This window comes from Tsukamurella sp. 1534, assembly GCF_000312385.1.
Taxonomy (GTDB): domain Bacteria; phylum Actinomycetota; class Actinomycetes; order Mycobacteriales; family Mycobacteriaceae; genus Tsukamurella.
In genome coordinates this window covers 588,065-607,773 of record NZ_HE997628.1, presented here as the reverse complement: position 1 = coordinate 607,773, position 19,709 = coordinate 588,065, and the positions used below count along the sequence as shown (strand labels likewise).

The following is a 19,709-nucleotide window of genomic DNA, read 5'->3' as shown; positions in this document are numbered from 1 at the left end:
GGGCCGTCGGTCGGTGCGAGCACCGACGAAAGGAGGTGTCGGGGCGACGGTCCGGCTCCCTACGATGAATCCATGCCCCGTCGACCGCTCCCCCGCGCCCCGCACTCCGCGATGCTCGCGGCCCTGCTCGCGGTGACCGCGGCCGGGACGCTCGCGTTCGTCGTGGCGCTGTTCCCGGACCTGCGCGGCGCCGGCCTGTGGTCGGGCGCGGCGGCGATGGCGCTGGGTTCCCTCGCGGTCGGCGTGACCCGGCCCGTCTACGCCGCGCCCGCCGTCGCGGCCTGCGCATGCTTCCTGGTGCTCGGGCCGTGGGCGGAGGCCACAGAAGCGGGCGCGACGATCTGGGTGGCGGTCGCGGTATCGCTCGTCGCGGCGGCGGCCGCGCAGACGGCCGCGGACCGCCGCGAGGTCGTCGTGGCCTTCGTGCCGTTCGCGGTGTTCGCCGTCGCCACCGCCGCGTCGGCGCAGTCCGTTCTCGGGGCGCTCGGCGCGCTGTCACCGGTGTTGGGCGGCAGCACGTTCGGGCTGTGGATGCGGTTACGCGCAGCGCACCGGGAGCGGAAGGCGTTGGCGGAGCGGCAGGCCCGCGCCGACGAACGGCTGGAACTGGCGGCGCAGCTGCACGACCTCGCGACCGCACGCCTCACCCGCATCGTGATCGCCGCCCGCGACGCCGGAGCGCCCGGCATCGAGGCGGACGCACAGGCGGCGCTGGGCGATCTGCGGCGGGTCGTGGTGGGGCTGCGGACCGCGGAGGCGCCGCGGGAGTCGCTCGCCGCGGACGGGTCGACCCCGCCCGGCGACGTGGACCACGCCGTGCGGGAGATGGTGATCCGCGCCCGTGACGCCGGCCAGCAGGTCTCCCTCTCCGGCGGGGTGGGCACGGCTCTGCCCCGGGCGACGGCCGACTGCCTCACCCGCGTGGTGGAAGAGGGGTTGACCAACGCGCGCAAGCACGCCGCGGGCGCGCCGGTGACGGTCCAGGTGAGCGACCACTCCGTCGAGGTGAGCAATCCGGCCGCACACCCGGACGCCTCGCTCGCGGACACGGGCAGCGGGACCGGGCTGACAGGCCTAGCGGCGCGCACCGCCCTGGTGGGCGGAACGCTGCGGCACGGGCGCTCGGTGGACGGGGGCTGGGCCCTCGTCGCGGACTTCCGCACGGAGGCGGGCCGATGACGGTGCGCGTGCTCGTGGCCGACGACGATCCGATCGTGCGCGAGTATCTGCGCTCGGTGCTGGACGAGGCGGAGGACCTGGCGGTGGTGGCCACCGCGGCGGACGGCGCCGCGGCCGTCGAGGCGGCGATCGCCCGGTCCCCCGACGTCGCGCTGGTGGACGTCCGGATGCCCGGCGTGGACGGCATCGTCGCGACGCGATCACTGCGGTCGCTTCCCCGCCCGGTGGCCGTCGTGCTGATCACCACCCTGGACACCGATGCCGTGCTCGTGGACGGGCTGGCCGCGGGCGCAGCGGGTTTCGTGCTGAAGACCGCCGCACCCGACTTGGTCGTCGCCGCGGTCCGGACGGCCGCGACGGGAGGCTCGCTGCTCTCCCCCGACGCGTTGAGCCGTTTGGTGCGACTCGCGGGCGACGGTGCGCAGAAACAGGATCCGCGCCTCGACGCCCTCGCTGAGCGGGAGCGCGACGTTCTCCGCGAGCTGGCGACGGGCGCGACGAACGCGGAGATCGCGCGGCGCCTGATCCTCGCGGAATCGACGGTGAAGGGCTACGTCTCGGGACTCATGACTCGTCTGGACTGCACCAACCGCACGCAGCTCGCCCTGCTGGGGACCGCACTGTGAGCGGCCCCGATCTGGTCGTGCTCGGCCTGGGGCCCGCGGGCCGCGCCACCGCCCATCGGGCGGCGTCCGCGGGGATGACGGTACTGGCCTTCGATCCGGCGCCGGACCGGCGGTGGCGGCGCACGTTCGGCCTCTGGGCGGACGAACTTCCCGGATGGCTCCCGCCCGGCGTGGTCGCGGCCCGATCCTTCCCCGAGGTCGTCGCGGGTGCCCGGTTCCGGCTCGGCCGCGAGTACGCGGTGCTCGACGTCGACCGGCTGCAGGACGCGCTCACCCTGGGCGGCGTGGAGGTGCGGTCCGCGGCCGCGGACCGCGACGCAGCCCTCCGGGACCACCCCGGGGCCTTCGTCGTGGACGCGCGCGGCCCGGCACCGTCGGCGGATCCGCGCGTACCTCGGCAGACGGCGGCGGGGGTGCTCGTCGCCGCGGGGGCCCACGACGAGCTGTGGATGGACTGGCGGCCGGCGCCGGGCGTCGGCGAGGACGAGGCCGCGTCGTTCCTGTATGCGGTGCGGGTGACCGCGGACTCCGTCCTCCTGGAGGAGACGTGCCTCGCCGGCGCGCCCGCGCTCACCGTCGACGAATTGGAGTCCCGGCTGCGCAGGCGGCTGGCAGTCCGCGGGGTGTCGGCGGGCGAGGTGTACGAGCGCGTCGACTTCCCGCTGCTGACCGACGGTCCGCGGCGCGGACACCGGTGGTGCGGGGTAGGCGTGCGAGGCACGAGCCTGCACCCGGCGACGGGCTACTCGGTGGCCGCGTCGCTGGCGTTCGCCGACGACGCATCGGCCGCGTTCGCGGCGGGCCGGGGACCCGTGACCGCGTCCGGGGTCGCCGCGCACCGCCTGCGGTCCGCGGCGCTGCGCGCCCTGCTCGGCATGTCGGCGCGCGAGCAGCGGGCGTTCTTCGAGGTGTTCTTCGGCCTCCCGGACCGGCACGTGCGGGCATTCCTGTCCGCACGCTCCGGACCGGCCGCGACCGCCGCGGCGATGACTGCGGCGTTCGCGGCGGCGCCGTGGGATCTCCGGCGGCGCCTGTCGGGGGCGATCAGCCCTGCGACTCGCCCTCGGCCGCGCCGCTGAAGTCGGCCGGCTCGATGTCGAGCTCCTTGGCCTGGGAGATGAGGTCCTCGAGCGCCGCGGGCGGGAGCGCACCGGCCTCGTTGTAGACCAGGTTGCCCTTCTTGAACACCATCAGGGTGGGGATGGAGCGGATGTTGGCGGCAGCCGCGAGGCTCTGCTCGGCCTCGGTGTCGACCTTGGCGAACACCACATCCGGATGCCCTTCGGATGCCTTCTCAAAGGTCGGCGCGAACGCCTTGCAGGGCCCGCACCAGGAGGCCCAGAAGTCGATGAGCACGATGTCGTTGCCCGTGACGGTCTGATCGAACTTTTCTGCTGTCATTTCCATGGTCGCCATATCCGTTTCAACGAATTCAACGACTGCATGATTCCCAACCCCTGACAAGACACCCGAAATCGCTATTCTCTATCCGGGCACGCTCCCGCGTGGACCGCTGTACACCGAGTACAACCCAAAAAGGGGATACACATGACCGACGTGCTTCGCGCAGGCAATCAGCTGAGCCTGGGAGGGACGCTCGACTCCCTCAACGGTGCTTACACGCTGACGCTGCAGAGCGATGGCAACCTCGTACTGACCGAGGGCGCCGGCACCGTGGTGTGGGCCAGTGGCACCGACGGCAAGGGCGTCGAGCGCGCCGACTTCCAGACCGACGGCAACTTCGTTCTGTACAACGGCGCGGGTGAGGGCGTCTGGTCCACGCGGACCGAGGGCTCGGGCGCCGACCGCGTGGTGCTCCAGGACGATCGCAACCTCGTCGTCTACGCGGGTGACGCCGACAAGTGGGCCTCCAACACCGCGACCGACGCACCGGCGCCGGCCCGCGAGGCGGCACCGGAGCCTGCTCCGGCCCCCGCCGAGGCGCCGCCCGCCCCGCCGGCGCCCGCGCCCCGCACGCACACCGTGCAGTCGGGCGACACACTCTGGGCCATCGCCGAGCAGTACCTGGGCGACGGGAACCGCTACACCGAGATCGCGCAGCACAACGGCATCGCGAACCCGGACCTGATCAACGTCGGTCAGGTCATCACCATCCCCTGACGGACCGTCGACACGGCACCGGCCGGCCCCGTGCGGGGCCGGCCGGTCGCGTTCGACGGCGCGTCACTCGCCGCGCAGCAGCCCCTTGGCGACGTGCGTCACCTGGATCTCGTTGCTGCCGGCGTAGATCATGAGCGACTTCGCGTCGCGGGCCAGTTGCTCCACGCGGTACTCGGCCATGTAGCCGTTGCCGCCGAACAACTGCACCGCCTCCATCGCGACCTCCGTCGCCGCGCGCGAGCTGTACAGCTTCATGGCCGAGGCCTGCGCCAGCGAGGGCGGTTTCCCCGCCCGGGACGCCTCGATCGCCGTGAACAGCATGTTCTGTACGTTGATCCGGGCGACCTCCATCTCGGCCAGCTTGAGCTGGATCAGCTGGAACTTCCCGATCTCCTGCCCCCACAGGGTGCGCGAGCGCGCGTAGTCGATGGACAGCCGCTGCGCCTCGTTGATGATGCCGAGCGCGAGCGCGGCGATGCCGATCCGCTCGGCGGTGAAGCCGGCCTTGGCGGAGGCGCCCCCGCCGCCCGGGGTCTCCTCGGTCTCGCCGAGCAACCGGTCCGGGGTCAGGTGGACGTCGTCGAAGAACAGCTCGCCCGTGGGCGAGCTCATCATGCCCATCTTCTTGAACGCCTTGCCCTGCGTGAGCCCCTCCATGCCCGTATCGAGCACGAAGGTCAGCACCTTGCGGTCGCGGATCGGCGTACCGTCGCCCTCGTCGAGTTTGGCGAAGACCACGATCGTGTCGGCGTGCGGGCCGTTGGTGATGAAGGTCTTCTGCCCCTTGAGGATGTAGCCGCCGGAGCCGTCGCGGCGCACCGTCGTCTTCATGCCGCCCAGCGCGTCCGAGCCGCTGTCCGGCTCGGTGATGGCCCAGGCGCCGACCTTCTCCATGGTCACCAGTTCGGGCAGCCACCGCTTCTTCTGCGCCAGGGTGCCGCGGGACTTGATGGTGGACACGGTGAGCCCCATGCTGACACCCATCGAGCCGATCAGGCCGAGGCTGACGCCGGCCATCTCGACGTTGAGGATGAGGAACATCGAGGACGAGAGCGTGCTGGACCCGCCGCCCTTGGGCTTCTCCCCCGCCTCCTCGGCGGCCAGTTCGGCCTCCAGGTTCTCGCGGTTCAGCTGATCCACGCCGAAAGTGGCGAGCATCTTGCGGGTGATGTCGTACGGCGGCAGCGCCCCCGATTCCAACTCGTCGACGTGCGGCCGCACCTCCTTGTCGATGAACCCGCGTAGCGCGTCGCGCATCATCACGTCTTCCTCGGACCACTCGAACACAGGCGACCTCCCGGGCGATAGAACATGTTCTATATCACCCCCATCGTCGCACCCCGCGGGTCCACCGGTGCACGAACCCCCGGATTCCCCCTTGACCTCAACCATTGTTGAGTACGTAGCGTCGCCTCCATGGAGACCTACAGCGACGAACGAATCCTCGCCCAGCCCATCGGGTACTAGGCCAGCATGACGGGCCGCTCGGCCGTCACCCACATCCGCGCGACCCTGGAACGGCACGGCCTGACCCAACCGCAGTGGTGGGCGCTCAACTACGTCGCCGACCGGCCCGGCGGGGTGACGGTCGACGAGGTGGTCGAGTACCACTCGGGTTTCGTCGACACCGACGACGCGCTGCGCCCCGACGTGGTCGCGCTCGTGGCGACCGGCCTGCTCGACGAGACCGACGGTGCGCTCACCGTGACTCCCGCGGGCCGGAAGCGTCGCGAGGAGACGTGGCCGGACATCCGCGCAGCGCTCGCGCGGATCCGCGACGGCGTCACCGACGAGGAGTTCATCACCACCATCCGCACACTCCAGCGGATGATCGACAACATCGGCGATCCCGCGTGGCACGCGTGAACGCCGGCCCGCGGGTGCGTCAGTTGACCTTGCGCTCCAACGCGTCCCAGAACGGGGCGCGCAGCACGAACTTCTGGATCTTGCCCGTGGCCGTCCGGGGAAGCGCGTCCACGAAGTCGATCCGCTTGGGGCACTTGTAGCCCGCGAGGTGCTCGCGGGTGTGGGCGATGAGCTGTTCGGCCGTCACCCCGTCGGCGACGACGATCGCGGTGACCAGCTCGCCCCACTTCTCATCGGGGATGCCGATCACCGCGACCTCGCGGACGGCGGGGTGCAGGCCGAGTGCGTCCTCGACCTCGATCGAGGTGACGTTCTCGCCGCCCGAGATGATCACGTCCTTCTTGCGGTCGGCGATCGTCAGGTAGCCGCCCTCGAACGTGCCGCGGTCGCCGGTGTGGAACCAATCGCCCTCCAGCGCCGCCGCCGTCTCCGCCGGCTTGTTCCAGTACGCGGTGAGCGCGTGATTGGTGCGGGTGAGGATCTCGCCGTCCTCGTCGATCCGGAGCGCGACACCGAGCGCGGGCGTCCCCGCCCGGCCCAGCCGGCGGGCGATCTCCATCGGGTCGTCCGCGGCCCACTCCGCGCGCTCCCGGTTGACCGTGAGCAGCGGCGAGGTCTCGGTGAGCCCGTAGATCTGGATGAACTCCCAGCCCAGTTCGTGCCGCACCCGGTGGATCACGCGGGTGGGCGGCGGCGCGCCGGCGCAGATCACGCGGACGGTGCCGCTGCCGGGGATCGGGCCGTCCCAGTCGGCCGCCGCGTCGAGCGCGGCGGTCACCACCGCCGGCGCCGCGCACATGATCGTCACGCCGTGATCGCGCACCCGCCGCAGGATCTCGGCACCGTCGACCTTGCGTAGCACCACGTGCTTGGACCCGACCCCGGTGGCGGCGAACGGCATTCCCCACCCGTTGGCGTGGAACATGGGCAGGGTGTGCAGCAGGACGTCGCGGTCGGTGAGCGCGACGTGCAGGCCGAACACGGTGGCGTTGAGCCACAGGTTGCGGTGCGTGAGCTGCACGCCCTTGGGGCGCGCGGTGGTACCGGACGTGTAGTTGATGGTGGCGGTGGCGTTCTCGTCCCCCTCCCACGGGCGCGGCTGCGCGTCGGCGCCGCGCGGGCCGAAGATCTTCTCGTCATCGCGCCCCAGGACGAACACGTGTTTCGCGGTGACGGCGTCGGCGAGGTGCTCGACCTCGGGGTCGAGCAGCAGCACCTCGGCGCCCGAATCCTCCACGATGTACTCGACTTCCGCGGCCGCGAGGCGGAAGTTGACCGGCACCAGGATCCGGCCCCATCCGGAGACGCCGTAGAAGGACGTCAGGAGGCGGGCCGCGTTCTGCGACACGATCGCCACGCGCCCGCCGACGGGGACGCCCAGCGCGTCGAGCGCCGCGGCCTGGCCGCGGGCCAGCGCCGCCATCTCCGCGTACGTCGTGTCACCCCACGACGGTGCCGGCTGGTCCGGTTCGTCGACGATGCCGGTGCGGTCGGGGTAGACCAGCTCGGCGCGGTCCAGGAAGTCGCGTACGCCCAGATTCACGAACATGCCGTCAGGTTACGAGGATCGGCGCGGGCGGCGGGCGGACTCCGAGGAAACGCAACCTGGACGAGTCCTTACTAGGTTGCTAGCATGCTAGCCATGGGAGACGAGGTCAAGCAGTTCAACGTGTACCTCCCGGTCGCACTCATCAAGCAGGTCAAGCTGCGCGCCCTGGAGACCGAGCAGTCGCTGTCCGCCCTCACGGCGGACGCGTTGGCCGCCTACCTCGCCGACCGGTCCCCCGATACCGAATCCGAGGAGTGACACCGTGTCCACACAGGGCATCGACACCGTCTTCATCAGCACCCACAACTGGGGCGCGACCGCCAAGTTCCTCACCGATCTCGGCTACGCGATCGACTTCGACACCGGGCACGGCTCCGGACAGCTCACCGCCGCGACCGGACCGACGCTGTTCGTCGCCGAGGTACCGCCCGAGGCACCCGTCGCCATCACCCCGGTGCTCCGCGTGCACCACGAGAACGACTTCCGGCCGGCGCCCGGAGGAGGTGCCACGGACTTCGCCGACACCCATTACGGCACACGCGAGGCCACGGTGCACGACCCCGACGGACGGACCTGGATCATCCAGGCCCCCGGCACGGCGTGAAGCCCGTCGCCCCCGAGGACACGGCGGTCCGGACCGCCCTGTGGCGGGCGCTGCACGCCGAACTCGACTCGCCGGCGGTCCTCACCGACACAGTCGGCCTCGCTCTCCTGGCGCCCGACGCCGGGTGGCGCGACCGCGGCGACATGGACCCGTCGTTCTCCCGTGGCATGCGGGCATGGGTCGCCGCACGCTCGCGGATCGTCGAGGACCTCGTCCTCGAGACCCGCGCCGATCAGTACGTCCTCCTCGGCGCCGGGCTCGACACCTTCGCCCAGCGGCATCCGGGCGCCGCGGCGACGGTGTTCGAGGTCGACGAACCGGGACCTCAGGAGTGGAAGCGGGCCCGTCTGGCCGACCTCGGCCTCCTCGACCCGCGCCAGCGCTTCGTGCCGGTGGACTTCGAGACCGACGACGGCTGGGTCGCCCACCTCGCGGCGACCGGATTCGACGGCGACCGCCCCGCGGTGGTCGCATCACTCGGCGTCTCCATGTACCTCTCACGGGAGGCGACCGAAGGCGTGCTGCGCTCCGTCGCCGCCGGGTTCGCGCCGGGCGCCGTCCTCGTCATGACGTACCAGCCGCCCACCGAGCTGCTCACCGGCGCCGACCGGCGGGCCCGGGAGGTCAGCATGCGCGGCGCGGCCCGCAACGGAAACCCGTTCGTCTCCTTCTACACACCGGACGAGGCGGTCCAGTGCGCCCTCGCCTGCGGGTTGCGTGACGCACGCACGATCTCCACCGCGGAGACGACCGCCCGCTACTTCGCCGACCGCGCCGACGGACTCGTGCCGTCGCACGGCGAGGAGATGCTCGTCGCCACCGTCTGACCGTTGCCCCGGCACGACGTATCTGACTAAAGTCAGAGATATGAAGGAGCAGGTGGCACGGGTCCGGCGGTTCAACCGGGCGGTGACGCAGCGGTTGGGCGTACTCCAGGATCGCTATCTCGCGCGCGACCGGCCGCTCGGGCAGGCCCGGCTGTTGTGGGAGATCGGCCGCGCCGGCGGTGGTGTGGACCTGCGCGACCTGCGCACCCGCATGGACCTCGACTCGGGATACCTCAGCCGACTGCTCCGCTCCCTCGAATCGGACGGCCTGGTCACCGTCGTGCGGGACGACGGTGACGCCCGGGTCCGGGCCGCGCGGGTGACGGAGCGCGGTGCCGACGAGTACGCGGAGCTCGAAGCGCGGTCCGAGTCCGCCGCGGAGACCCTGCTCGCCCCCCTGAGCCCGGGGCAGCGGGACCGGCTCGTGACCGCGATGGAAGAGGTCGAACGCCTACTGCTCGCCTCGCAGGTCGAGATCTCCGAGGCCGACGCCTCCTCTCCCCCATCGCGATTCGCCGCGCGCGCGTACTACGCCGAGCTGGGCGAGCGGCTCCGCGACGGATTCGATCCGGCCGTCGGCGGGGCGATCCGCGACACCGCGATCACGCCGCCGCACGGGCTGCTCCTGGTCGCGAGCCTGCACGGCGAGACCGTGGGGTGCGGCGCGCTCGCCTTCCAGGACGGCGGGTACGCGGAGGTCAAGCGTGTCTGGGCGGCCCCGGCGGTGCGCGGACTGGGCCTGGGCCGCCGGCTCATGGCGGAACTCGAATCCCGAGCGGCGGACGCGGGTGTCCGCACCGTGCGGCTGGACACCAACCGCGGCCTCACCGAGGCCATCGCGCTGTATCGGCGCCTGGGCTACCGGGAGGTGGACAGCTACAACGACAATCCGTACGCCCACCTCTGGTTCGCGAAGGACCTCTGAGCCGCCGTTCACGCTCCGATGTCCTGATCTGTGGGGTCCGTGTCGTGGACGCCAGGTCCCGGAGACGACAGACTGGCCCCATGAAGAAGGCGGTCGTCGTGCTCGCGTACCCGGGCGTGCAGCCGCTGGACGTGGTCGGCCCGTTCGACGCCTTCGCCGCGGCGTCGTCGTTCCTCGACGCCCCGGCGGACCGCGAAGGTCTCCCCCGCGACAGCGGCTACGACGTGCGGCTCGTGGCCGCGGAGGCGTCGACGGTGCGCACCAGCACCGGCCTCGAGCTCGTCGCCGCCGCGCTCCCCGATCCCGCCGGGACGCTTGACACCGTCGTGGTCCCGGGCGGAACCGGCGCGGACGCCGCGCGGCGGGACCCCGCGATCGTGGACTGGCTGATCGCCGCGTCGGCGCACGCCCGGCGGACCGTCGGCGTCTGCAGCGGGGCGTTCCTGCTCGCCGAAGCCGGCCTCCTCGACGGGTGCCGCGCCACCACGCACTGGGGCTCCGCGCGCCGGCTCGCCGACGAGTACCCCGCCGTGCGGGTGGACCCGGACCCGATCTTCCTCCGCAGCTCGGAATCCGTGTGGACCTCCGCGGGCGTGACCGCGGGCATCGACTTGGCACTCGCCCTCATCGAGGAGGACCACGGCACGCGCCTCGCGCAGAAGGTGGCCCGCGCGCTGGTCCTCTACCTGCGACGGCCGGGCGGGCAGACCCAGTACGCGGCGCCGGTGTGGTCGCCCCGCGCCGAACGGGAGCCGATCCGCGAGGTGCAGCGCGGTATCGACTCGGATCCCGGTGCTGCGCATAGTGTCCCGTCGCTCGCCCGCCGAGCGGACATGAGCCCGCGGCACTTCACGCGCGTCTTCACCCAGGAGGTGGGTGAATCACCCGGCCTGTACGTCGAGCGGGTCCGCACGGAAGCGGCGCGGCGGCAGCTCGAGGAGACCCGCGACACCGTCGAGACGATCGCGGCACGCTGCGGCTTCGGTTCCTCCGAGACGCTGCGGAGGGTGTTCGCTCGCCGGGTGGGCACGTCGCCGGACCACTATCGCAAGACCTTCGCCTGACCACCGACCGAACAACCACTGGAGGAGTACGGATGCAGATCGCCGTCGTCGTCTACCCCGCGTTCACCGCGCTCGACTTCATCGGCCCGTACGAGGTGCTCCGGATGCTCCCGGGCGCCGAGGTGCGCTTCGTCTGGAAGGAGACCGGCCCGGTCGCCGCGGATTCCGGCGTGCTGCTCGTCGGCGCGACGCACAGGTTCGAGGAGACCCCGTCGCCCGACGTGGTGCTCGTACCGGGTGGCCCCGGCACCTCCGGCGCCGCCCTCGACGAGGACCTGCTCGCCTGGCTCCACCGGGTCGCACCGGGCGCGTCGTGGACGACCTCGGTGTGCTCGGGTTCGCTGGTCCTCGGTGCCGCGGGCCTCCTCGAGGGCAGGCGGGCCACGTCGCACTGGTCCGTGCTGCCGGCGCTCCGCAGCTACGGCGCGACGCCTGTCGGTGACGAGCGGATCGTGCGCGAGGGCGACGTCGTGACCGCCGCGGGCGTCTCCGCGGGAATCGACCTCGCCCTGTGGCTCGCCGGCGAGATCGCCGGGGACGCCCGCGCGGAGGCCATCCAGCTGATGATCGAGTACGACCCGCAGCCGCCCTACGACTCCGGCCACCTCAGCAAGGCGTCGCTCGCGACGAAGGCCGCCGCGACCGCACTGCTGGGCCGCGACGTGATGAAGCCCGGACCCCTCAAGGCGGCCGCCAGGCTGGCCTGGGACCGCGCGATCGCGGTGGCCCGCCGCTAGCGTCACCGATCACGAAGATTCAAAGTCCCGGACGTTCCCCGCAACTGGCGGATTGACCGGGTGCGCCCCGGTCTCCCCAGGTCAGGGGCGCCGACCGGGGCACGCGCGTGGCGGATTGCGGGGCCCCCGCGGCACCTCCGGCCCTGCCGGTCCCGCGAGCCCTCCGGCGGCCCCGCGTCGCTACCTATCGTTGCCGCATGCCAGCCACCGAACGCCCGGTCCGCGCCGACACCGCGCGCATCGTCGCCGACGTTCTGCGCCAGGCGATCCACGACGGCACCTACCGCGGGACGCTGCCCGGCGAGGACGACCTCGGCGAGCAGTTCTCCGTGTCCCGGAACACCGTGCGGGAGGCGCTGTCCGTGCTCCGCGCCGAGGGATGGATCCGTCGCGGCCCGCGTGTGGGCACCGAGGTGATCGCCCGCACCGTCGACCACGGGCTCGACAGCCTGCGCGGGCTCCGCGAGACCCTGTCGCTGCACGGTGAGGTCCGCAACCGCGTCCGCACCGCGGGCCGGTTGGCACCCCCGCCGATCGTCGCGCAGAAGCTCGGGATCCCGAGCGGCCATGAGGCTGTGTACCTCGAGCGCCTGCGCTACCTCGACGGCGAGCCGGTGAGCCTGGACCTCACGTACCTCGTCGCGGACATCGGCGACCTGCTGCTGGAGCAGGACCTGGAGAACGAGGACGTCTTCCCGCTCATCGAGGCGGCTACCGGGAACCGGCTGGGCACCAGCGAGTTCAGCCTTTCCGCCGCCGCTGCCGATCCGCACACCGCCGCGAACCTCGAGATCGCCTCCGGGGCACCGCTCCTGCTCTACGAGCGACTCACCCACCTGGACACCGGACGCCCTGTGGATCTCGAGTACATCCGCGTCCGTCCCGACCGCATCACCCTCCGCGGCACCCTGCACCGCGACTGACCGCACGCCCCCGAACACGAAGAAGGCACCCCATGGCCCAGGTAGAACAGCGCGTCGACGTCCCCGTCACCATCGACGCCTCCCTCTGCATCGAGGGCTGCAACATCTGCATCGAGGCCTGCCCCCTCGATTCGCTCGCCCTCGACCCCACCACCAACCGCGCGCACATGTACGTCGACGAGTGCTGGTACTGCGGTCCGTGCGCCGCCCGGTGTCCCACGGGCGCCGTCACCGTCAACATGCCCTACCTGCTGCGATAGCCCTCGGAGAAGACCACGATGCCCCCACGTTCAGCCATCCCCGTACTCGCCGCCTCACTGCTCGCCGCGAGCTCCTGCTCACTGCAGCCGACCGACGAATCCGCCCAGACCCTGGTGGTGGGCTACCAGTCCAAGACCATCAACACCGTGACGGCCGGAACCCTGTTGCGGGCGAAGGGCTTCCTGGAGAAGCGGCTCGCCGCCGTCGGGCGGTTCACCGTGGACTGGCAGGATTTCGACACCGGCGCACCCATCACCAGCGGAATGCTGGCGGGGAAGATCCAGATCGGCTCGATGGGCGACTACCCCTTGCTCATCAACGGTTCCCGCGCGCAGAACAGCCCCGAGACGCAGACCTCGATGCTCTCCGTCACGGGCTCCAGCGCCCGGGGCTCCCTCAATTCGGTGGTCGTCGCTCCCGGGTCCCCGTTGCGGACACTGACCGACCTGCGCGGGAAGAAGATCTCGGCGTCGGTCGGATCGGCCGGCCACGGCACCGTCGTGACGGCGCTGAGCCGCGCGGGCGTCGGCGGCGGCGATTACGGCGTGGTCAACCAGCAACCGCAGGTCGGGGCGAGCGCACTCGAATCCGGCCAGGCCGATGCGCTCGCGCAGTTCGTCGCATGGCCGGGCCTGCTCGTGCACCAGGGCAAGGCGCGCCTACTGTACGACGGCGGCGATCTGAACGCCCCCACCCTGCACGGCGTGGTCGCCAACACGAAGTACGCCGCGTCGCACCCCGACGTGGTGCGGGCGTTCCTCCAGGCGCAGCTCGATGCGACGGACTTCCAGCGCGAGCATCCGCTGGAGGCCGCACAGGACGTGGCGAAGGCCAGTGGACTGCCCGCCGAGGTGGTCTATCAGTACAACGGCCCGGGCGGCACGGACCCGAACCCGACGCTCACCGCACCCTTGACAGGAGCGCTCAAGGGCGACATCCCGTACCTGCGATCGATCGGCCAGTTCGGTACGCCGCTGGACGTGGACCGCTTCGTGGATCCGAAACCGTTGGCGGACGCCCAGAACGCGCGCGGCGGGTTCCGGTACGACGCGAACACCCCCGCGCCGGCGCCCACGGCGGAGATCTGGTTCGACGGCGCACCGTCGACGGAAACGCTCCCCGACCCGACGGCCCTGATCCGCGCCCTCGCGGCCACCGACCGGAAGGTGCGGGCCGCGTACGTCTCCGACGCCCTCACCGGCACCCGCTGGTACGCCGACAAGGCTCTGTGGCTGCGCGACGGCGAGACGTTCGTGCCGTTCGCCGGACCGGACGCGCGCGAGCGCTACCGGGCCGCGCACCCGTCCGCAGCGCCGGTCGAGTACGGCGCCCTGCTCGAGGAGGTTCGACGATGACCGCGCTCGATTCCCTTCCCGCACCGTCCGTCCGGCGGGCCGCCGCCACGGGGGCTGGACGCCGATTCGTGCCGTCCGCCACGTGGATCGTGCGGATCGCGGTGGTCGCCGCGGCGATCGCGGTGTGGCAGTTGCTCACCACCCGGCACATCGCGCTGAGCTGGATCCGGTTCGACACGCTCCCCTCGGCGAGCGCCGTCGCCGAGCGGTTCGCGCAGTCGGTGCGCGCCGGCGAGTACTGGCTGGACCTCGCGCAGTCGCTCATCCGGATCGGCACCGGTTTCGCGGTCGCGGCCGCCCTCGGCATCGCCGCCGGTGTGGCGCTGGGCCGTTCGCGCACGGCCGAGCTCACGTTCGGGACGCTCATCGAACTGGTGCGGCCGATCCCCGCGATCGCCCTCGTGCCGGTGATGATCCTGTTGCTCCCCTCCTCGGAGGCGGGCATGGTGGCCATCACGGCGACCGCCGCGTTCTTCCCCATCACCGTCAGCGTGCGGCACGCCGTACGTGCTCTGCCGGTGGTGTGGGAGGAGTCGGTTCGGACGCAGGGCGGCGGGGACCTCGCCGTGCTGTGGCGGGTGGTGCTCCCCGGCGCGCTACCGGGCGTGTTCTCCGGGCTGTCCGTCGGTGTGGGCGTCGCATGGATCTGCCTGGTGTCCGCGGAGATGATCTCGGGCCGGCTCGGCGTGGGTTACCGGACGTGGCAGTCCTACACGCTCGTCGACTACCCGGCGGTGTTCGTGGGGATGCTGACGATCGGCGTCCTCGGCTTCCTCACGTCGGCGCTCATCGAGCTCGGCGGTCGCCGGGCCACCCGCTGGCTGCCCCGGGGCGACCGGTGAGCGCCGCCGTCGCGGCTCCCGCCACCCGCACCGGGTTGCGACTGCGCCTCGACTCCGCCGACATCGGTTACCGCGATACTCCGGCCGTGCGCGGTCTCAGCCTCACCGTCGAGCCGGGTGAACGGCTGGTCCTCACCGGACCGTCGGGGTGCGGGAAGTCGACGGTGCTGCGGGCGCTCGCCGGTCTCCTCCGTCCGGACACCGGGGCGGTCCAGGCCGACGGTGCGCCCGTCACCGGACCGGATCGGGACCGCGCCATGGTCTTCCAGGAGGACGCACTGTTGCCGTGGCGCACCGTCGAGAAGAACGTTCGGCTCGCCCTGCAGCTGCGGGGCGTGCCCCGGCACCGTCGTGCCGAGGAGGCCCGACGGTGGCTCGCCGAGGTCGGGCTCACCGACTACGCCCGGCACCTCCCCCGGGAGTTGTCCGGCGGCATGCGGCAGCGGGTGCAACTGGCCCGTGGCCTGGCCGGCGCGCCCCGCGCCGTCCTCATGGACGAGCCCTTCGGCGCCCTGGACGCGCAGACCCGCGGCGATATGCAGTCCCTGCTGCTGCGGACCCTCGACGCGCACCCCGCCACCGTCGTCTTCGTCACGCACGATGTGGACGAGGCGATCCTGCTCGGTGACCGCGTGGTCGTGATGGGGCGGCGTGCCGAGCCGGTGCGGGCGTCCTTCGACGTCCGCCGCGCACCGTCGCGCACCGCGCTGCGGGCGGGCATCGTCGACGCGCTCACCGACTGCAACACCCCCTGAGGAACGAGAAGTCATGGAAATCCCCGCGATCGACGATCGCACGACACTGACCTGTGACGTCCTGGTGATCGGCGGCGGTACGGCCGGCACCATGGCGGCGCTCACCGCCGCTGAGGCCGGCGCCGACGTGCTGCTGCTCGACAAGTCGCACGTGCGCCATTCGGGCGCGCTCGCCATGGGCATGGACGGCGTCAACAACGCGGTCATCCCCGGGAAGGCCGAGCCCGAGGACTACGTCGCCGAGATCACCCGCGCCAACGACGGGATCGTGAACCAGCGCACCGTCTACCAGACGGCGACCCGCGGGTTCGCGATGATCCAACGCCTTGAGCGGTACGGCGTGAAGTTCGAGAAGGACGAGTACGGCGAGTACGCCGTGCGACGCGTGCACCGGTCCGGCTCGTACGTGCTGCCGATGCCCGAGGGCAAGGACGTCAAGAAGGCGCTGTACCGGGTGCTGCGGCAGAAGAAGATGCGCGAGCGGATCCGGATCGAGAACCGGGTCATGCCCGTTCGGGTGCTCACGGCCGGTTCCGGGGCCGACCGACGGGCCGTCGGCGCGGTCGCCTTCAACACGCGCACGGGCGAATTCGTCGAGATCGCCGCCGGTTCCGTGGTGCTCGCGACGGGACCCTGCGGCCGCCTCGGGCTCCCCTCCTCCGGCTACCTGTACGGCACCTACGAGAACCCGGCGAACGCCGGAGACGGATACGCCATGGCGTACCACGCCGGCGCCGAGCTCAGCGGAATCGAATGCTTCCAGATCAATCCGCTGATCAAGGACTACAACGGCCCCGCCTGCGCGTATGTCGCGAACCCCTTCGGCGGGTACCAGGTGAACGCCCGGGGCGAGCGGTTCGTGGACTCCGACTACTGGTCCGGGCAGATGATCGCCGAGGTGAAGTCCGAGATCGATTCCGCCCGCGGGCCGATCTACCTCAAGGTCTCACACCTGCCCGAGGAGACGCTGGGCGAGCTGGAATCGATCCTGCACACGACCGAGCGTCCCACCCGGGGCACGTTCCACGCGAACCGCGGGCACGACTACCGCACCCACGACATCGAGATGCACGTCTCCGAGATCGGTCTGTGCGGTGGGCATTCCGCGTCCGGGGTGTGGGTCGACGAGAACGCGCGCACCACCGTGCCCGGCCTGTACGCGGCCGGTGACCTCGCGTGCGTGCCGCACAACTACATGATCGGTGCGTTCGTCTTCGGCGAGCTGGCAGGGGCGGACGCGGTGCGGCACGCCCGGACGGTGGCGGCCCCGGAGGGCGGCCTGGGTGAGCAGATCGCCGCGGCGCACGAGCTGATCTACGGCCCCGCGCGCAGGCCCGACGGCCCGCCGCAGCCGCAGGTCGAGTACAAACTGCGGCGGTTCGTCAACGACTACATCGCGCCGCCGAAGACGGCGCCGAAGCTGACCATCGCGATCGAGACCTTCGAGCGGATGCGCTCCGAGGTGGCCGGTCTCGGCGCCCGGGCGCCGCACGAACTCATGCGCGCCGTGGAGGTCTCGTTCATCAGGGACTGCGCGGAGATGGCCGCGAAGGCCTCGCTCGCCCGCACCGAATCGCGGTGGGGCCTCTACCACGACCGGCCCGACCGCCCCGGCCGCGACGACGAGCGGTGGGGCCGCCACCTGAATCTGCGGCGCGGCGACGGCGGGGAGATGGAGTTCCGTACCCGGCCGGTGGCGCCCTATCTCGTCGCGGTGGACGAGTTCGACCACATCCCCGGGACTTCCACAGCCGTCGAGGACCTGGGGCCGCTCACGGTGGCGCCGATCGGGGCGATCCCCTCCGCACCGGAACGTGCGGCAGCGGTACCCGCGGTGTCGCCGAGGCTGCGCGAGCTGCTCGCGCTGGACGGGCCGTCGGTGGCGGAGCTCTCTCCGTTCCTGTCCGATACGGACACGACGGTCCGCCGGAACGCGGTCACGTTCCTCGTGGAGGGCGCCCCCGACGGGTTCCTCGTGCCGCTGGTCGCGGCTCTGGGTGATGCGGACGCCGGTGTTCGTCGCGCCGCCGCGGCGGGCCTGGTCGAGTTGGTGGAGGTCCTGCCGTCGGCCGACGGACTCCCCGAGTTCCTCGGTTCCGCGGACCCGGTGGTGCGGGCCGCCGTCGGCGATCTGTTGCGCGCGCTCCGCGTGGGCACGACCGCGCAGTTCGCGGACCTGAGCGCGGACACCGACCACCGGGTGCGCGTGGTGGGTGTGCGCGGATCGGTATCGCTGGACGACTGGACCGCCCTGGTCACCGCCACGGCGGACGCCAACCGGGAGGTGCGGATCGCGGCCGCGACGGGGCTGGCGACGGTGGGGCGCGGCGGCGTGGAGGCGATCCGGACGCTCGCCGGCGACCACGACCCGTTGGTTCGCGCTGCGGCGTTCGAGGCGCTGGGGGCTCTGGGCGACGCGACCGACGTCGAGTTGCTGGCCACCGGCCTCGCCGACCGGGCCTGGCAGGTGCGCCAGGGCGCGGCCCGCGGGGCTTCGGCGCTCGGACCCGACGGTGCCGTCGCCGCCCTCGAGAACGCCCTCCGCGACCCGCACCTCGATGTGCGGAAGGCCGCCGTCGTCACGCTGCGCCGGTGGCCGGAGGTGCCCGCTGTCGCCGATACCCTCACGGCGGCGCTGGCGGACTCCGACGCCGACGTCCGCGCGCACGCCCGGTTGGCGCTCGCGGCGACTCGCTGACGCCGGGCAGCGGTATCGATACCATCGAGGACAGCGACCGCGGAGGTGCCGATGGAGCATGAAGACACCGACGGTGACCGCCTGTCCTACACCGGCGGCGACTACCGCCCGGAGCGGTTCCGCAGGCTCGGGTCGATCCAATCGCCCGGCACGAAGCGGCTGATCACCACGATCCTCAAGGTGGTCCACCGGCCATGGTTCGCCGTTCGAATGCCCGACGGGGTGGCCGAACTGACCACGATCGGCCGGAGGTCGGGCTTGCCGCGGAGCACCTTCGTCCGCGCCTACCGGGTGGACGCGCGGGTCTTCCTGGTATCGATCGCCGGCGAACAGGCATTGTGGGCGAAGAACATCCGTGCCGACCCGTCGGTCACGCTGCGCTTCCGCGGCAACTCCGTGTCGGGTTCGGCCCGGGAACCCGCCGACGACGAGCGGCGAATAGCGGAGCGGGCCTTCTGCGGCCGCGTCACCGCGTTCGACTACCTCGAGAACGCCTTCCACCGCACCGGCGTGCCCAGCGCAGCGAAAGTGCGTGAGCTGCACCGGGCGTGGCTGCGCGGCGGAACACTGTTCGTCGTCGACGTCGCTTAGCGCTCATCGGCGACCGGTCGGACGTGCGCGACCGATCCGGTCGGGTCACAATCCCGCCGGGACGACCTTCCCGTTGACCGTCACCTCGACTGCACCGGTCTGGGTGTTGAAAGTGATCTTGCCGTGCTCGAAAGTGGTCTGCTTGAGCTTCCCGTGCGCGGTTTCGTCGCTGGTCACGGCGCCGAGTGGGCCGGCGGACCCGTTGCGGCCCGCTTGATCCGGCCTGCCTTCGGAGTCGCGTTCGATGTTCCACGCGTCGCGGATCTTGCCCCAGGTGATGAATGCAGTGGCGTCGGCGTTCTTCGCGGTGATCACGCCGCCCTTGAACTGCTGGTAGATCAGCCCACTGTCGCGGGTACCGGCGTTGTGGTCGCCCATGAGGACCGGGCCGAGGCCCTTGCGTTGGGAATCGGTGGCGGAGCGGTATTTCGCCGCGATGGCACCGGTGAGCGTGACATCGGTGCCGTCGACCCCCTTGGCGGTGACCTCCCCCTTCTGGGCCGCGGACGAACGCGAGGACGAAGACGCGGACGGGCCGGCCGAGCGCGACGCAGAAGGCCCCGCCGACGGCGCAGCCACAGAAGTCGTCGTACTGTCCGGCGCACCCGATGCCGACACCGACGGAGCGTCTGTCGCCGCGACGTTCGAGTCCTCCGTGGTGCTGCACCCCGTAGCGATCACCAATGCCGTCATGAATCCAGCGGCTACGGTCATCGTTTGTCGGTCTGCGAATCCTGTTCTCATGAGGCTGTTTTCAGTCCCTACTGCGGCTCACTGACCGCTCCT

22 protein-coding genes are annotated in these 19,709 nt (G+C 71.7%); 18 read left to right on the top strand and 4 right to left on the bottom strand.

The window, feature by feature from the left end:
* Window positions 1-72: 72 nt before the first annotated feature.
* From BN39_RS22495 to BN39_RS20950, 3 genes are read left to right on the top strand one after another with little or no spacing between them, the layout of a single operon-like run.
* Window positions 73-1,179 carry a sensor histidine kinase gene (locus BN39_RS22495; RefSeq protein ID WP_148281551.1) on the top strand — a complete coding sequence of 369 codons (1,107 nt, stop codon included), beginning with the start codon at window positions 73-75 and terminating at the stop codon, window positions 1,177-1,179.
* On the top strand, window positions 1,176-1,805 hold the full coding sequence (locus BN39_RS20955; protein WP_019204411.1) for a response regulator transcription factor: 630 nt from the start codon (window positions 1,176-1,178) through the stop codon (window positions 1,803-1,805). The genes BN39_RS22495 and BN39_RS20955 overlap by 4 nt, the downstream gene beginning before the upstream one ends.
* Window positions 1,802-2,884 carry a lycopene cyclase family protein gene (locus tag BN39_RS20950; RefSeq protein ID WP_019204410.1) on the top strand — a complete coding sequence of 361 codons (1,083 nt, stop codon included), beginning with the start codon at window positions 1,802-1,804 and terminating at the stop codon, window positions 2,882-2,884. The genes BN39_RS20955 and BN39_RS20950 overlap by 4 nt, the downstream gene beginning before the upstream one ends.
* On the opposite strand, the gene trxA is transcribed toward BN39_RS20950, so the two are convergent.
* Window positions 2,850-3,221, bottom strand: coding sequence for a thioredoxin (gene trxA, locus BN39_RS20945; RefSeq protein ID WP_019204409.1), 372 nt, complete (start codon window positions 3,219-3,221; stop codon window positions 2,850-2,852). The genes BN39_RS20950 and trxA overlap by 35 nt on opposite strands.
* A gap of 132 nt (window positions 3,222-3,353) precedes the next feature.
* Between trxA and BN39_RS20940 the strand changes: the two genes are divergently transcribed.
* The gene (locus BN39_RS20940; protein ID WP_019204408.1) at window positions 3,354-3,926 is read left to right on the top strand and encodes a LysM peptidoglycan-binding domain-containing protein; all 573 of its coding nucleotides are present in this window, start codon (window positions 3,354-3,356) and stop codon (window positions 3,924-3,926) included.
* Window positions 3,927-3,989: 63 nt separating this feature from the next.
* Here the strand turns inward: BN39_RS20940 and BN39_RS20935 are convergent, their stop codons facing one another.
* On the bottom strand, window positions 3,990-5,213 hold the full coding sequence (locus BN39_RS20935) for an acyl-CoA dehydrogenase family protein (protein ID WP_019204407.1): 1,224 nt from the start codon (window positions 5,211-5,213) through the stop codon (window positions 3,990-3,992).
* A gap of 186 nt (window positions 5,214-5,399) precedes the next feature.
* On the opposite strand from BN39_RS20935, the gene BN39_RS20930 reads away from it, so the two are divergent.
* Entirely contained in the window at window positions 5,400-5,792 is a 393-nt protein-coding gene (locus tag BN39_RS20930) for a MarR family winged helix-turn-helix transcriptional regulator (protein WP_019204406.1), read from the top strand.
* A gap of 19 nt (window positions 5,793-5,811) precedes the next feature.
* Here BN39_RS20930 and BN39_RS20925 read toward each other — a convergent pair whose 3' ends face one another.
* Window positions 5,812-7,341: an AMP-binding protein gene (locus BN39_RS20925; protein ID WP_019204405.1), complete on the bottom strand. Its 1,530-nt coding sequence runs from the start codon at window positions 7,339-7,341 to the stop codon at window positions 5,812-5,814.
* A gap of 93 nt (window positions 7,342-7,434) precedes the next feature.
* Between BN39_RS20925 and BN39_RS20920 the strand changes: the two genes are divergently transcribed.
* The 13 genes from BN39_RS20920 (at window position 7,435) to BN39_RS22490 (ending at window position 18,923) form a co-directional block, all read left to right on the top strand.
* Entirely contained in the window at window positions 7,435-7,599 is a 165-nt protein-coding gene (locus BN39_RS20920) for a hypothetical protein (RefSeq protein WP_019204404.1), read from the top strand.
* Window positions 7,600-7,603: 4 nt separating this feature from the next.
* Window positions 7,604-7,945 carry a hypothetical protein gene (locus tag BN39_RS20915; protein WP_019204403.1) on the top strand — a complete coding sequence of 114 codons (342 nt, stop codon included), beginning with the start codon at window positions 7,604-7,606 and terminating at the stop codon, window positions 7,943-7,945.
* On the top strand, window positions 7,942-8,772 hold the full coding sequence (locus tag BN39_RS20910; RefSeq protein ID WP_019204402.1) for a class I SAM-dependent methyltransferase: 831 nt from the start codon (window positions 7,942-7,944) through the stop codon (window positions 8,770-8,772). Before BN39_RS20915 ends, BN39_RS20910 begins: the two co-directional genes overlap by 4 nt.
* 40 nt (window positions 8,773-8,812) lie before the next feature.
* Window positions 8,813-9,697 carry a helix-turn-helix domain-containing GNAT family N-acetyltransferase gene (locus BN39_RS20905; RefSeq protein ID WP_019204401.1) on the top strand — a complete coding sequence of 295 codons (885 nt, stop codon included), beginning with the start codon at window positions 8,813-8,815 and terminating at the stop codon, window positions 9,695-9,697.
* 80 nt (window positions 9,698-9,777) lie between these two features.
* A complete protein-coding gene (locus BN39_RS20900; RefSeq protein WP_019204400.1) occupies window positions 9,778-10,761 on the top strand; it encodes a GlxA family transcriptional regulator in 984 nt (327 codons plus the stop codon).
* 32 nt (window positions 10,762-10,793) lie between these two features.
* Window positions 10,794-11,498 (top strand): DJ-1/PfpI family protein, encoded by a 705-nt coding sequence (locus BN39_RS20895; protein WP_019204399.1) that lies wholly within the window; start codon window positions 10,794-10,796, stop codon window positions 11,496-11,498.
* 197 nt (window positions 11,499-11,695) lie between these two features.
* Window positions 11,696-12,421: a GntR family transcriptional regulator gene (locus BN39_RS20890; RefSeq protein WP_019204398.1), complete on the top strand. Its 726-nt coding sequence runs from the start codon at window positions 11,696-11,698 to the stop codon at window positions 12,419-12,421.
* A 32-nt stretch (window positions 12,422-12,453) separates the two neighbouring features.
* Window positions 12,454-12,681, top strand: coding sequence for a ferredoxin family protein (locus BN39_RS20885; protein ID WP_019204397.1), 228 nt, complete (start codon window positions 12,454-12,456; stop codon window positions 12,679-12,681).
* An 18-nt stretch (window positions 12,682-12,699) separates the two neighbouring features.
* The gene (locus BN39_RS20880) at window positions 12,700-14,037 is read left to right on the top strand and encodes an ABC transporter substrate-binding protein (protein ID WP_040768791.1); all 1,338 of its coding nucleotides are present in this window, start codon (window positions 12,700-12,702) and stop codon (window positions 14,035-14,037) included.
* Window positions 14,034-14,879 carry an ABC transporter permease gene (locus tag BN39_RS20875; protein ID WP_019204395.1) on the top strand — a complete coding sequence of 282 codons (846 nt, stop codon included), beginning with the start codon at window positions 14,034-14,036 and terminating at the stop codon, window positions 14,877-14,879. The genes BN39_RS20880 and BN39_RS20875 overlap by 4 nt, the downstream gene beginning before the upstream one ends.
* Complete coding sequence (locus BN39_RS20870; protein WP_019204394.1) at window positions 14,876-15,634, top strand: ABC transporter ATP-binding protein; 759 nt, start codon at window positions 14,876-14,878, stop codon at window positions 15,632-15,634. The genes BN39_RS20875 and BN39_RS20870 overlap by 4 nt, the downstream gene beginning before the upstream one ends.
* Before the next feature lie 13 nt (window positions 15,635-15,647).
* Window positions 15,648-18,332: a fumarate reductase/succinate dehydrogenase flavoprotein subunit gene (locus BN39_RS20865; RefSeq protein ID WP_019204393.1), complete on the top strand. Its 2,685-nt coding sequence runs from the start codon at window positions 15,648-15,650 to the stop codon at window positions 18,330-18,332.
* A gap of 51 nt (window positions 18,333-18,383) precedes the next feature.
* Window positions 18,384-18,923 carry a nitroreductase family deazaflavin-dependent oxidoreductase gene (locus tag BN39_RS22490; RefSeq protein ID WP_019204392.1) on the top strand — a complete coding sequence of 180 codons (540 nt, stop codon included), beginning with the start codon at window positions 18,384-18,386 and terminating at the stop codon, window positions 18,921-18,923.
* 45 nt (window positions 18,924-18,968) lie between these two features.
* Here BN39_RS22490 and BN39_RS20850 read toward each other — a convergent pair whose 3' ends face one another.
* Window positions 18,969-19,667 carry an LGFP repeat-containing protein gene (locus tag BN39_RS20850; protein ID WP_040768789.1) on the bottom strand — a complete coding sequence of 233 codons (699 nt, stop codon included), beginning with the start codon at window positions 19,665-19,667 and terminating at the stop codon, window positions 18,969-18,971.
* Between the last annotated feature and the right edge of the window lie 42 nt (window positions 19,668-19,709).